The following is a 14,401-nucleotide window of genomic DNA, read 5'->3' as shown; positions in this document are numbered from 1 at the left end:
TTTAATCAGCGTTGCTATTCAAATCTGCTATTGTGGTTTTAAAAAGTAATATGAAGTTATTGCTATACATGCTTGTAAAAAAGCGGCCACACCTGTAAACCGCTCAGCCCCTCATACTTCAGATATTGTGCGAGGGGAGCCTTTCAGCTGAACCTCGGCAATCTTATAAAAGGCCAGGGCCGCGAACGATGTCAGTGTGGTCAGCAAAAACAGCATCATACCGCTCGACAAATCCAGTACCAGGCCGCCTAAAATGGGCGCAAATGCGTAGCCTAGTGAGCACAGACCTGCTGCTCCGAAATAACTGGCTTTAAGATTATCGGGTGCCAATCTGTCTATATACACATTGATATTGCTGAACATAATCGCCTCGCTCAGGCTTAGCACTATCATTGCCGTTATCCATCCCCAGGTATTGTGGACATCATTAAAGGCCATCATAATTTGTGATACCACCAAGATGGCGCCCCCCAGATATAGGCGATGCTCCAGGCACCAGTTTCTCATGATGTGCAGCAGCGGAAACTGACAGACAATAATCACAGTGGAATTGGTAATGATCACGGCAGAGATCAACCAGGCAAGTTCCGGGACTGCTGCTCGGGTAAGATACTGCACCAGGCTGGTATCACATTGCGCGTACACAAAGTACACTAAGGTTGTTGCCACCAGCACTACCAGAAAAGCCCGATCTTTATTGAGTATTTTCAGCCAGTTTGAAAAGTTAGGAACTGATTGTGGTGTCGTCGCGGATACTTGCTTTGAGGGCCTGAAATACAGCAGTGCCACCAACAAGCCCAGATATGATATCGCGGTATAAATAAAGCTAAACTGCTCTCCATTGAGTCCGGCCCATAGACCATAAAGCGGCCCCAGTGCTGCGCCTACATTGACCAGAAAATAAAGTAAATGTAGCGCCAGCTCCCGATCTTTAGGGTTCGCCAGCTCTTCGGTTAACAAGGCTTTGCTGGGTGCTTCCCACAAGGTGCGAGGCAGACAAGCCAGAAACACCGCCACAGAGAATAACCACAATGAATTGGCCAACGCCAGCATCGCAAAGGAAATCACCCCAACAACCACAGCAATATAAAGCATCTTGGTACGGCCAAAGCGATCGGCCAGATTGCCCGTGTAAAACCCTAAAAAAACCGCCAAAGTCGCTGAACCAGTCAGCAACAACCCAACTTCAGTGGCACTCAATCCATAGCTTTCGTACAACATCACTGCCAGAAACGGCCACACCATATAATAACTGGCCCGTACAAAGAAATTGCCGAACAGCATTACCCAGACCAGTGGCGTGAATCGCGATAGCTGAGTTGGTAAACTACTTATATCCATACTTTTCCCTATTATCGTTCTTTTTGTGGTGACCAGACTAATTCCTCAAGTTAAGTTCAGGTCAAGCTTAACCTTGTCTTTTTTACACCTGACTTCATCATATCATCGCGCAAGGTTGTTCAAACAATAATACTTTCAGGTACAAAAATGCGGCTATCAAAGCCGCACTGGTTGGGAGTATCTCAGTATAATCAACCGCTTTACAGTGAGTAAGTTGCACTCAGTGCTTTGGCAATAAATTCTGCTTTGTTCACGCCTTGCTGACTGACTGCAATGTCTGGCTGTACCGGTGTCATTTGCCGCTTACCAGATGGGCGGTCAAGAATAAAACGAGGTGTAACGGCACGGATCCCTGTGTGTTTGAGCGTCAGAAACTGGATCCCCCCACTTTGCGAGCTACGGCCACCTGTTGGTGTGCCCACTAGTGTCGCAAAACCATAATCCTGAATGGTATTGGCAAACAACACTGAAGATGAATAAGTCAGGGGGCCGGTCAATACACTGACCTTACCTTTAAACAGCAAGCTGAGATCCGTTTCAGGCTCAGTCATTTTAGTCAGCTCTCCTGATAATACTGAGCCGACTACCTCACCCGGATCGCGGTATTTTTCCAATATCCGAACCTGGTAAGTCGAGCCATGACGATAAGGCGCAGTAGCAATATACTTTAAAATGCCCTGCTTCCAGTAAACATCATCTCCGCCGGTATTGTCAGAGATATCAATCATCAGATGTTTGATCTGTGCTTTATTCAGTCGTTCGAATGTTTCAGCCATAAACTGAAAATATGCATCTGGTTCATTCCAGCCAAACTGCTTGATGGTCAGCAGAGCCTGCTGATTGTCGAGCAACTTAAGATTAAAATTATCGTCGAAGGTGCGTTGTTTAATGCTGACTGGTGCCTTGTTAAGCGCTGAAACACGCACAGATTCACCGACTTCATCAGTATGGAACTTTAGCGTAAAAGCATTTGTTGCGCCGTACATCAAACGATAAGTCATGGCAAAGCGGCGAGTCAGTAATGCGCTTCGAAAAGCAACATTGTCGCCCTCTGTGCGCTGCAGCAAAGTCGCAACCACCTCAGTTACAGGTACGCTATTGATCTCAGTAATATATTTACCGTCATGTACAGACGGTGCGCCACCCAACTCACTCACCACTTTGAGTCCCTGATCGCTCAAGGCAACCTCAAAAGGAAATAATTTAGCGCCCTGCTCTACCCACTTTCGCCACTGAGCATTAGAACCATCATCAATACTCAGGTGCCCGTCCGCCATAATGCTGTTGAGGATGGCAAACTCACGCCATACCTGCTCACTAGTCATCGGTTTATTCAGCCTGTCACGCAATGTATCAATTCGTCCATAGAATCCGTCAATATCCTTGATACTGTGTGTCAGATCCGGGTGCGTGGTATGAACCCAGTGAACCCACTGATTGATGTCGGCCTGAATTGCTTCTGCACTGTGCACTGCAGAGAAATGCCCGAGTGTTTCATCAGCCTTTGCAGCTTGTGTTCCACAAAGCACCATTAGGGCACCTGCCAGTGATGTTCCAAGCAAGCGCTTAAGCCAGCCGGTTGATGTTTTGCTGTTGGGTTTAAATGCCTGACTCGAGAAGTAAGAAGTATTGAAGTTCATATCTGTATCCTTTGCGCTATGATTATTGTTTTGCGGTCACTCTCATATACAGAGCAGTTTGCATGCCAAAAATAAACCGATAACAATCAATAAGATAAAAACAAACCTAATCCAACCGGACGGACACCGGACAGTCCGCGGACAGTACACCCTGTACCTATTTTGTTGAGTGCTTTTTCGTCATCCTGTAGAATGTCGCCGGATTTTTCATGGAGAATTTGAATGCAGTATCTGATTATTGGCATGCTTTTTATAATGGGTGTAATGAAGCAGGCCCAAGCACAAGTAGATGTCAGCCAGCTCAGCGTCTACAAAGTTGCTGAGCATGAATATATAAATTATGAGGCCTCGGGCGGGTATCTAAAATTGCAGGGAACACCCTATTTAGGGAAGGCAGAGAAGGCAACACCCTCTATCATGTTGATAGCCAGGGCATCACTTTTAAACGCCAGTATCCTAAGTCGCATTTTGTTGAACCGACAAACATTATTGTGGAGTACGAGCTATCTGACGATGGTAAAAAGCTGCTCTCGATTGACAAAGCCAATGAAATTGCAAAAATCTGGCAGATCAATGCCGACTTTTCGTTAGAGTTATTATCTGAGATTGGCTTTAACAAGCCGCCTGAGGAAATGAGATTTGTCGACGAAGCCTTTCAGGATGGTCATTATATTTTGTACGGCCAGAGAGAAGATGGCACCTTTGTCCGCAAAGTATTTGCCTGGGATCAAGCTAACAATCGCTTTTCACAGCACAGCCGTTTAACGTTCAATAACACAACCCCGTCTCATGAGCTTGAATTTCACAGCTACCCAGAACAGGGGCTGATGGTCGCAGTCTCTCCAGAAACACTCTACCTGTATCAGGAAAGTGGCCAGGGGTTTGAACTTAAGCTGGAACAGGGTTTTGAGTTTTTCAGCCATAACCGTATTGTAACCAAATTGGACACCATCAATCACCGTTTATTGGTACATTACTGGAAAGAAACCATCACGTTAGAGCTGGACACAAACAACAGCGTCACAGCAGTCACTACACTGCCCCATGAGTCTTTGTTTGGGCTTGACATCACTGTGCATAATTTACACCAGACAGCGGATCGTTTAATCGCTCAGACTCTGGGCTGCTTACATACACTAAGCTTAAACGACACCAATACCTATACCGCTACAGAATTGGAATGTAATCCATCGGTCTACAATATCAGTGATATCAGCGCGGACGGTAGCAAGTTACTTATGCCTAACAGGGGTCTTAATGTCGTTGATATTACAAATATTAATGATATTAAAAGGATAACCCGGCCGCTAGAGCAGGGGCGCATCAAATCACCGGGTAACAGCCAAATGAATCTTCCTTTGGGGGAACACAGCAGCCTAAGTTACAATGGCACCTTACTCACCCACAGCCATTTAACGCCTGAGCAAGGCCAAACCTTTGTATCTGACAGAGCGCTCGAACAAGCAAGCATCCCCGAATGCGGATACAGGTGCAAGGCATGGCTAGCCGTGGGGAAAGAAGTGGTGGCATTACATGGCGACCAGTTTACTCGCTACAGTGTGAGCGGTGAAGAAGACACCCTAGCCACACTCAGTGGCATACTCACTTTAACTGACAGCACCCCTCTTGGTAATTGGTACAAAGCCATTGCATTGAACGAGACAGAATTCATGCTGACTGACGGCAATTCCCTGTCTGTCTTTACTAAAACCCAGACAGGGTTTGCCCATAAATTCACTCAAAACATTGATATTGAGTTTGATTATTACGGCTATACCGACGTCGACTTTTTATACCAAAATAACCAGTTGAATTTGTTCGACAGAGACAACAAGCAACTGGTGCGCTATAACTACACAGGCGATGAGCTCACATACGACACGGCCATTCCTTTTGGTCCACTCGACTCCGGAGATATCTTCGACAGAAACTTGTCGACTTATATGCTCAATGATCGCCTGATTGTTGAAACTCAGCGCGGTTACCAGTACATCCGGGCGACCAAAATATTCAGAATCGAAAACAACACCCTCATTGAAGAAGCCAGTTTGCCGGGCACATTGCTTGCGCCGCCGCACGCGCTCAGTGGAACACAGATGGTGCTTTTAACTGACCAGGGTGACGACAAGATCTTTGTGTTTGACTCATCAGTTGATGACTCCCTGATTGAATTGGGTGACTACAACGGTTACAAGGGCAGTTATACACCAAAGGGTCAACTACTGCATTTTTATGGCCAGGGCAGTGTCTTTGTCAGTAAAATCCTGCAACCCATTGCCGACACACTGGACATCACCACCTTGCAAGGGGTTAAAGCGGAGTTTGACCTCAACGAGCTGTTTAACGCCTCTTTACATGGCAAGCTAACATTTTCAGCAGAAAATTTACCAGCCGGTCTCACCCTGTCGGCACAAGGCCTGATGCGCTTTGACGGCACAGTAACGTATGACACCAATATCACGGTTAATGTGCTCGATGGTCATCAGCGAACTGCAACCTTTTCAGTGCATAATACCTTTATGCCAGGTCCCGAACCCAAAGACAGCCTGCTTATTGAGATGACTCAGAATGAATCTTACACGGTAGACCTGAAAACACTGGTTGAAGATGCATTGGCTGTGACGGTCAATCACGCTGAAGGAGACATGACCTTGTCAGGCTCAACAATCACAATAACTTTCTATGAACCCGGCTTATATCAACTTCCTTTCAGTGCAGTCAATGTGCATGGCGCCGTAGCCACCCATGTGCTGAAATTTGACGTTTCAAAACAAACAGGCAACTCTAATTCTGACTCTGAAAAAGAACCTGACCTTGGCGCACAGGATAGTAGTAACGGTGGAGATACAGAGACGACAACCAATGGTAATACAAGTTCAAACACGGGCAACACAAAGAGCACAACCAACACCAGTAACACCGCCAAAAACGATGGTGGGTCAGGCGGTAGCATGGCCTGGCTACTGATGGCAATGACGCTGCTGTTGCCAAAGCGCAATCGTTTCAGACGGGTGCGTTAACTCGGTTCAGACTATGTAAAAAGGCGCAAAAAGGCGCCTTTTTAGTTTTACCGGGTAATAATATCCAACCTTCGAACAAAATGTTGATAAGACGGATACTGGTACAAAGGGGTAAAAACCGGGTCCACCGCCGACCACAACACAGCCTGCTGACGCCGGTCTAACGCCTGCTCAAGATACGCAACGGCCAAGTCATGTTCACCCGCCATAACCGCATAACGCGCCAGCGACATAGGGGGTGTATAATGGCCAATATCTGCGCGTAATGGATCTTCATGTAACAGCCAACGATAAACACCGGATAAGCCATCGCGGGCAAATGCAGACTCAACCTGCGCCATCAGTGATGGGCTGTAACCCGCATCCTGCATCACCCACAGCATCTGGGTAAATGCTTTATTGACTTCGCCCAGCTGCTCATAAACCGTGCGCAAACAGGTATGATAAAAACGGCTGGTGTCGCTGTACGGCTGTAACTTAAGCAAAGCATCAAGCGCTGCTTCATGGCGCTGACTCATAGTATATACCCAGGCGACACTCTCGCTGGAGTAACCATTCGGATCCAATAATCTGTATTGTTCAATATGGTCAAGTGCGCCCTGAAAATCCCCCGTCGCCAGTAAAAACTGACCGTACCAGTGATGTCCCTCAGCATGCCCCAAGGCTGCCTTAAAATAGCGCCGAGCAGCCTGCGGCTCAAAGTCAATCAACAGGGTTAGTTGCGCCATCAACAGATTGGCGTTTAGGTGCTCCGGTGCTTTGGCCAAAACGGACTTTAGCAGTGTGTGGGCTCGGTTGCGATGATGTGCACTGCTGCTCGGGTCTTCCTGCAGCTGACGTAAATACGCATCAGCCAGCCAAATCTGAGCGGACAAGCGTTAATTGCTGCAATAAAGCAATACTCTGCCCAATCGCATCTGGCTGATGATTCAATAAGTAGCGGGCCTTTTGAAAGTTTTCAGATTGCTCAGGTGACATAGGAACGGGATCAGAGAGCACGCTAAACTGACTGCCAAGCAAAGCGGTCCCCAGCAATAAGATTGCGCTACACAGCAACAGAGAACCTGAAAAAATGGGCTTATCTGCGCCTATTTGTGGGCCGACCCAGCGATAACCAACACCCGTAATGGTTTTAATATAGCTGGGCTGTTTAACGTTATCGCCCAATAGTTTGCGCAGGCCAGTGACGGTGACATAGATAGCATCTTCACTGACCACTCTGCCCGGCCATAAAGTGGTAAAGATCTGTTCTTTAGTCACATCCATATTGGCATTGTTCATCAGTAACATCAGCAGTGCATACTGTTTATCGTCCAGTGAGACGACCCGCTGACCGCTGTACAACTGCTGATGCTGATGATTTATAACCCAATCTGGTTTAGCAATAATGTTGACTGTCGCCATCCCGGCAGCCTCTGAAAAAGCCCTCTCTGGGAACAAATAATAAAGTAAACTTTTTGTGAAGTCTCGTACCGATTTCCCCTTCTATGCATCGCTATTTCGTTCAGCGGGCAAATCACTCAGATATTCAACAAACTCCACCTCAAACCCGGCAGGGTCGATAAAATAAACATTCTTTCGATGGGGATGCTGAGCACCGTCTTTATCAACGGGGTACCCAGCCTGGTTCAGTCGAGTAATAACCGTGTCAATTGATTGCACCACATAAGCAAAATGCGCCAGCCCCACTGAATGACCCGATAATTCTCGATTGACGCCCTCACCGTGGTCACTAAAAGCAATGTAATGGTAATCGTCGCCAAAGTGCAGCCAGTTTCTGGGCTTACCATGCCAGCTTCCTTGCCCCTCACTGCGCACACGCCAATGGGGGAATGCAGCCTGATAAAAGTGCAGAGCCTGTTCGATGTCATCGACAACTAAATTTACATGTTCAAGATACATAAAACGTCTCCTTATTTCTGACTCATGGTGGCATTGAAAATACGTAATAGCTTCGCCGTAAACGACGTGGTGGTATATGTGGACATTGGCATAACCTGGCTCCTTCTAATGATGTGCAGCCAAGATAAAACCTCAAGTTAGGTTATGGTAAAGCACTTTTTTAAATTTATTTCTCACAGAATCTACCTGGGTCAATAAATCACCAATGACACTTGAATATTGTATAAAATATATTAAATTAAAGTTTCTTCTGGTTATTTTTAATACAGACGCACTCGACTCGAATACCACAGGATGTTGCATTCAAAGCATTTATCCATCTGTTTTATATAAGATAAGTATGAATTGCATCCCACCGTAGACGAGCAAAGACACCCTAGCTCGCACGAGCGTTAATACAACATATGTAAAGGAAACAACTATGAATCTGATTAAGCACAGTTGGTGCATACCACTGCTTGCCTTACTTAATGGTCCGGTCCTCGCGGCTCAGCTTGAAGACAAATGCGCCTCATCGGCCCCTTTTACAGGCAGAACCTTGCAAGATGGAGAGACGGTCTGTGTGCCAGCAGGCTCACGCAGTTACCTGAGCGTGGCAAATATCAATCGTTATGATAGCGTGGCAATCAGCACAGGTTATGGCACAGGTGATTTGAACTTGTACGCCAGAAGCGGCGGCTGGCCAAGACTGGACGGTAGCGATCCCAGCTCCACAGAACCCGGTAATGCTCAGTGTATCGTATTAAGTCGCCCTGCATCTTATTGGGGCTACATTACACTGGATGGCAACCACAGCGGCAGCTCTATTGTGGTCGACTTAGGTGCCACATCCTGTCGCACTGCTGATACCACTGAGCCTCCAACGGAGCCACCAGGCGGTAACGACGGATATCCGTATGATCATGTCAATATTCAGGTGTATCGCTTTCAGTTTAGCGACACTCCATTGGAGTGGCCTACCATGGAAAGCGATATGCAGGGGGTGACTACTTACTACGATCAGCAGTCCTATGGACGTTTCAATGTCACCTATGACACCAGCACTCCTGTCATAAATATTAACCAACCAAAAAGCACGTACGATAACGACTTTCATGGCTGGACTGCCATGTGGAAAAGTAAGATCCGGGCCCTGGGAATTGATCCGGACGCACCAGGCAATGCGCAAGTTGTAATGATGGTTGCCCCTCAGGTCGGAAACTTTAACTCCAGCGCCGCGCCACCAAGCATTTCTCTATACCACCACACAACTGGGGTAGTGGCTCATGAGCTGGGGCATGCACTGGGGCTACGTCACGCAAAAGCCGTTGAAGCAGGTCCGGGCAAAGTGATTGGTGTCGGTGATTACGACACAGAAAGCCTGAATTATGGCAATGTGTACAGCATGATGGGCATGGGCGCACACTCTTTACAGGCCTATAACCTCTTGTATAAACATTATTTTGGCTGGCTAAACGACAGTGAAGTACCCGTCATCAACGCCTCAGGTACCTATCGAATTTACGCCTTTGACCAAGGTGCGAATAACCGCGGCTACATTGGCCTTAGATTAAAGTCTGGTGACGGTAAATATACATACTGGCTGGAATATCGTACCTCTCACGATCGCTACACGAATACGCAAAACGGTGTACTTATTAACCTGCAAGGCTATTTTGAAAATGAAAGCGATGAACGTTTTTGGAAAACCACCTCCTATTTGCTGGATATGACCCCGGGTTCGAAAACACCTGGCTGGTGGGGTGATGACCAGACTGACTCAGAGCTGGTCATTGGCAAAAGCTATACCGATCATTGGGGCGGATTTACCATTACACCCACCCAAAAAGGCGGTACACCCGGTACGCCGGATGCCTGGATAGAAGTTCAGATAGACCTCAGATAACGCTGCAACATACAACAGCAGGGTTTGCGCCTGCTGTTGTATCAAACCAACCTTACGACATATAAAAGAAACTCCACCAGGTCCGGGCAACGAGTACAAACATGGACCTCAGCAAAAGAGTCGCCGTTCCTAGAAAAATAACAACTGCAATTAGTGTTAACCAGTGTTAATATTTTTGAAAACATATTTAGGTACTATTCGTGAAAAATTACAGCCAGGATTTGCTATGAAACCACTTTATTTAGCCGCCGCATTCACTTTGGTGTTGTCCGGATGCCAGTCGACCAGCCCGCAGAGTATTAATTCAGCCGATGCCACGCCCGCCAGCTTGACCGTTGTAATAGACAATGTCACCAGCGAACAAGGGCAGCTGATCGTGACCTTACACGATAACAGCGAGAGCTTTCATTCCGACGATAACATCAACGACAAAGACAGCAGATACTTCCGCAGCCAGGTGGTTACACCCAATATGCCGAGAACAACCGTCACCTTTGAGGGGATCCCCTCGGGCCGTTACGCAATCAATGTCGTGCATGACGAAGATAAAGACGGTGGACTGGATCGAATGGTATTTCCTTTTTTAGGTATGCCCAGTGAGCCCTACGCTCTGTCGAATAATATTTATGACACCTTTAGTAAAGGCGATTTTGAAGACGCCCTGATCAAAGTTCAGACACCAGGCAGTGAGGTGCATCTTACACTGGCAACTCATCTTAATAAAATAAGCGGCCTGTAATACTATTTCTATAGCTTGCTCTGGTGCAGTCGGTTGGTTTTATTAGCACTAAGCCGTTACCAACCGCACTCGCCCGGCAAACTTCAATCCCTCTTGGCTGCCCCCAAGCTTGGTAAAAAGAATTAGGTAAACCCGATATCGACATACCTCAATCAGGGTGTTGGAGAATAGACTGTACCCGTCATGCTTCCAGCCTAATGCAGACCACAGTACACCGCTATCGAGATTTGCCTCTGGCTGACAACCTAAACCCCCTCAAAGCTGTTGTTTAGATGCTCAACTTTCCCCGAATGATTCCAGAGCTATTGGATGTTTCAGCAAGCGATCAGTGAAAACTAATGCAATTTAAACGAACACTGCTGGCGCATAATGTGGTTTACGTCAATGCCTGCTGGCCAAAAAAGAGCGAGGCTGATGAACATGAAAGTCAACGTTACCAATTGGATTTACCAAAATCAGTTATTTACCCATTTTCTAACCACTTCACTGTATATGTTCCCTACGAGGAAACTGCTGTGTTACCCGCCATGTTTGCGTTTTTTCGGGGTTTCTCGACAATTTCAGTATCGATACATTGCCATTTTTAGTAAACAATAAATTACAGTTTGAGGTATTTTGAATCTAAGTCACCAATCTGTTCCTGGCCATACCAATGACGCTCCCCCCCAACCGGGGGGAGCGTTCTTTATCACGACCTTTTTATGCTGGCTGAGTAACTTAATTCACACGCCTGCGAAATTTTTTTCTCTTTTTTTGCTTCGTTTTTTTATTGTGCATAGTGCAGCGATAGAAATGGGTCTGGCAACCGCAAGGAAATTTCAGCACTTGTGCGCTACTGAACAGTGTCATTTGGAACAATTCATTTTAGGGACGTTTTTTACACAACTACCCGACATTTGTCGCTAAATAGCACACAAGTTCAACTCAGTATAACCTCCCAACTAAAAATAAAGCTTTTACTCTACTGGAAATGGTATTATTGCCGTTTAACCAATATTGGATTTTAATCCAGTGTTGCGGGCTAATCAAAATACCGTTTTTGTAATTGTTTTTTAATTTTTTATCGTTATCATTCGCTAATTCCTTGCTTCAAACCAGTTAAAGCTTTGTTAAGCAATGGCTTGACCCTGTATTTTTTATGGGTAATATGTTCGCCGACACAACGCGTTATTTAATTCCTTGGAATGTTGTGTTGTTTTTTGCATGCAATAAATTGGATATTTATATATTTATTTGGTTTTGCTGTATGTTGTATATTACGCTGTATCTGTTGTTCAGATAGTAATAATTTATTGTTTAAGTCAAATAAACGGATTTAATTTTTTATTACTCATAGACGGAGTTTTAAATGAAAACGGCAATAAATGGCCTGATATTAGCGACAGGCGTACTGGGTGCTTCTTTAGCACATTCTGCTGAAGAATCATTCAATGTAGCGGCGTTCGATCAACTCAACCTGAAAAAAGGCATCGAAGCAACCGTTTACTGTGGTAACGAGCCAAAGGTAGTAGCGACAGCACAAAGTCATGTACTTGATGTGCTTGAACTGACATCTCAAAACGGTGAACTCAGAGTCAGCAACGAAGCTTATAGCGAGCGTGAATGGTGGAACAAAGACAACCGCTTATCACTTGCCATCTACACCAATCAACCTATCTCAAACTTTGAAAACTATGTTGGCGTAAAGCTGGATGTTGCATCCTGCGCAGTGAATTCGTCTCAAGTTTCAGTTACAGGTACGGTTGGCACCGACATTAGCCTCGCAGGTCAAACTGAGCGTTTGAACCTGGCTTTGCTTCAGGGTGGTAACTTCACAGCCAGAGACGGCAACTTTGTCGTTGACAGTGTCGATCTCAGCCTGGAATTCGGCAGCCACGCCGAACTATGTCACGCCAATCAGGTATCTGGTTACATGTCTTTCGGCACTAGCCTGCACCTTGGCGCAACGACTCAATACAATGTCAGTCAGAGCTTTGCAAGCTCAATCCGCACTGACCTTTGTCAATAAGTCGCTTTTTTAGCGTCCACATGAGTGGGCGCTTTTAAATAAAACTTTGAATTATCGTATTTTGAGTAATTGGTAAAAGAAAAGGAAGCGTCTTAAAACACCCCTTTAGTTAAACAACCTCTCTTTTTAATAAGGAGAGTTTATTTCGGCGTGCATAAAACCTGAAAACGGATTTATCAGATAAAGCAGGCATCATGGGTAATCTTAATAATTATATTGGCGTATAAACTATGGAAAACATATTTGACAAAGACTTGGTATCAAAATCAACGAGCAGAAATTCAGACCATCTAACTCTTGAAATTGGAGGGGATTATGAATTACTTATCGATGACGTAGGTTCTTTTGTAACTAATCCTAATGTGGATATATCTTTGAATACCGCATTAGAAAAGATCATTAGAGAAAATCGCGAATATCTTGATGATAAAATAGAAAATCGTGAAGATATATATGGTGTTACTACTGGATTTGGCAACTCTGCCAGCAACCGTATATCGCCCGAACTTGCCGCCAGTCTACAAGAAAACTTAATCGCCTACCATGGATGTGGTGTCGGGGATTACCTGCCTGAACAAATCTGTGCAGCGACCTTACTGATCCGCCTCAACTGTAATGCCAAAGGCTTTTCTGGCGTAAGTTGGGAGCTGCTGAAACAAATGGAATGTTTGTTAAATCACCGAATTTTCCCAGCAATCCCGGCTATGGGGTCGGTTGGTGCAAGTGGCGATTTAACGCCATTGTCATACATAGGTGCTGCACTGGCCGGTAAGCGTCACGTCTATTATCGTGGAGAGATCCGCCCTACCAGTGAGGTATTTGCTGAGTTAGATATCACCCCATATCGCCTTAAGCCCAAAGAAGGGTTAGCCATCATGAATGGTACATCGGTGATGTGTGGTATTGCCGTCATGTCATTTTTGGAAATAGAACGCGCTATCGAACTAAGCTGTAAACAAGTTGCGCTGTTTGTTGAGCTGATTGACGGTCGTGCTTCGCCTTTTCACCCTCAGGTCCATAACCTCAAGCCACATCCGGGCCAGATCAAATGCGCTGCGATGATCTACGAACGCTTATCAAACCCGGAGCAACGTCTGGGGCGCCGCCTGCGCAGTGACGATGAATTTGGGGCAGGAAAAAAAGAGCAATTCAGATTACAGGACAGCTACTCCATTCGTTGCTCTCCTCAGGTCATAGGGCCACTGCTGGATACGCTTGACTGGGCCAAACGGGTGATCACCACTGAGATTAACTCTGTAAATGACAACCCGTTGTTCGACAACCAAAAAGATCTGATCCTCAACGCCGGACACTTTTATGGTGGGCATGTTGCTGCTGTCTGCGACGCTCTAAAACCACAGCTGGCTAACCTCGCCGCCCTTTTGGAGCGCGAGTTGGGCATTTTAGTTGATGACAGACTAAACGGCGGGATCCCAAACAACCTGGTCGCCATTGACGACTTAGGGGATGAATCCTGGATCAACCATGGCTTTAAGGCTGTACAAATCACCGCCTCGGCACTGACCGCTGAAGCGCTGAAGAATGCGTCACCGATGAGCGTATTCTCACGCACCACCGAAGCACTTAACCAGGATATCGTCAGCATGGGTACTATTGCGGCCCGCGACTTAAAACACATTCTCTCTTTGGTGAAACCTGTGATAGCCATTCACGCCATGGCAATCCGCCAGGCCTTTTACGTACTCGATAAAGACGGTAGTGCTGACAAGCTCAATACTGAATCCATGCGTTTCTTTGAGCAACTACGCGACTACTTCACCCCAGTGATCCAGGACCGCCCGATGGACCGTGACATCGACAATATGGTTAAGAAGCTGTTCCCGGAATATCAATTACATAACTAAT

At 46.1% G+C, this 14,401-nt stretch carries 11 protein-coding genes; 6 read left to right on the top strand and 5 right to left on the bottom strand.

Features of this window, described 5'->3' with window-relative positions:
* Positions 1-111 precede the first annotated feature (111 nt).
* Both ELR70_RS03400 and ELR70_RS03395 read right to left on the bottom strand, forming a co-directional pair.
* Complete coding sequence (locus ELR70_RS03400) at positions 112-1,341, bottom strand: MFS transporter (RefSeq protein WP_054013663.1); 1,230 nt, start codon at positions 1,339-1,341, stop codon at positions 112-114.
* A 200-nt stretch (positions 1,342-1,541) separates the two neighbouring features.
* Positions 1,542-2,981 carry a S41 family peptidase gene (locus ELR70_RS03395; protein ID WP_054013664.1) on the bottom strand — a complete coding sequence of 480 codons (1,440 nt, stop codon included), beginning with the start codon at positions 2,979-2,981 and terminating at the stop codon, positions 1,542-1,544.
* 491 nt (positions 2,982-3,472) lie between these two features.
* Here ELR70_RS03395 and ELR70_RS03390 point away from each other — a divergent pair, with 491 nt between their 5' ends.
* The gene (locus ELR70_RS03390; protein WP_128064464.1) at positions 3,473-6,001 is read left to right on the top strand and encodes a hypothetical protein; all 2,529 of its coding nucleotides are present in this window, start codon (positions 3,473-3,475) and stop codon (positions 5,999-6,001) included.
* A 47-nt stretch (positions 6,002-6,048) separates the two neighbouring features.
* Here ELR70_RS03390 and ELR70_RS03385 read toward each other — a convergent pair whose 3' ends face one another.
* The 3 genes from ELR70_RS03385 to ELR70_RS03375 form a co-directional block, all read right to left on the bottom strand.
* Positions 6,049-6,876, bottom strand: a complete 828-nt coding sequence (locus ELR70_RS03385) for a hypothetical protein (RefSeq protein ID WP_054013666.1) — start codon at positions 6,874-6,876, stop codon at positions 6,049-6,051.
* A complete protein-coding gene (locus ELR70_RS03380; RefSeq protein ID WP_054013667.1) occupies positions 6,851-7,405 on the bottom strand; it encodes a winged helix-turn-helix domain-containing protein in 555 nt (184 codons plus the stop codon). Before ELR70_RS03380 ends, ELR70_RS03385 begins: the two co-directional genes overlap by 26 nt.
* A gap of 81 nt (positions 7,406-7,486) precedes the next feature.
* On the bottom strand, positions 7,487-7,903 hold the full coding sequence (locus tag ELR70_RS03375; RefSeq protein ID WP_054013668.1) for a VOC family protein: 417 nt from the start codon (positions 7,901-7,903) through the stop codon (positions 7,487-7,489).
* A gap of 421 nt (positions 7,904-8,324) precedes the next feature.
* Here ELR70_RS03375 and ELR70_RS03370 point away from each other — a divergent pair, with 421 nt between their 5' ends.
* The 5 genes from ELR70_RS03370 to ELR70_RS03350 all read left to right on the top strand — a co-directional run bounded on the left by ELR70_RS03370 (position 8,325) and on the right by ELR70_RS03350 (position 14,400).
* Positions 8,325-9,788, top strand: a complete 1,464-nt coding sequence (locus tag ELR70_RS03370; protein WP_054013669.1) for a collagenase — start codon at positions 8,325-8,327, stop codon at positions 9,786-9,788.
* A 226-nt stretch (positions 9,789-10,014) separates the two neighbouring features.
* Positions 10,015-10,527, top strand: coding sequence for a DUF2141 domain-containing protein (locus ELR70_RS03365; RefSeq protein ID WP_054013670.1), 513 nt, complete (start codon positions 10,015-10,017; stop codon positions 10,525-10,527).
* Positions 10,528-10,865: 338 nt separating this feature from the next.
* Positions 10,866-11,114 (top strand): hypothetical protein, encoded by a 249-nt coding sequence (locus ELR70_RS03360; protein WP_128064463.1) that lies wholly within the window; start codon positions 10,866-10,868, stop codon positions 11,112-11,114.
* Positions 11,115-11,875: 761 nt separating this feature from the next.
* On the top strand, positions 11,876-12,535 hold the full coding sequence (locus ELR70_RS03355) for a DUF2807 domain-containing protein (protein ID WP_054013671.1): 660 nt from the start codon (positions 11,876-11,878) through the stop codon (positions 12,533-12,535).
* Positions 12,536-12,765: 230 nt separating this feature from the next.
* Positions 12,766-14,400, top strand: coding sequence for an aromatic amino acid ammonia-lyase (locus tag ELR70_RS03350; protein ID WP_082353071.1), 1,635 nt, complete (start codon positions 12,766-12,768; stop codon positions 14,398-14,400).
* The last annotated feature ends 1 nt before the right edge of the window (position 14,401 follow it).

The organism is Pseudoalteromonas sp. R3, assembly GCF_004014715.1.
Lineage (GTDB): Bacteria > Pseudomonadota > Gammaproteobacteria > Enterobacterales > Alteromonadaceae > Pseudoalteromonas.
The sequence above is the reverse complement of the archived record's forward strand: the minus strand, read 5'-3'. Positions and strand labels throughout refer to the sequence as shown.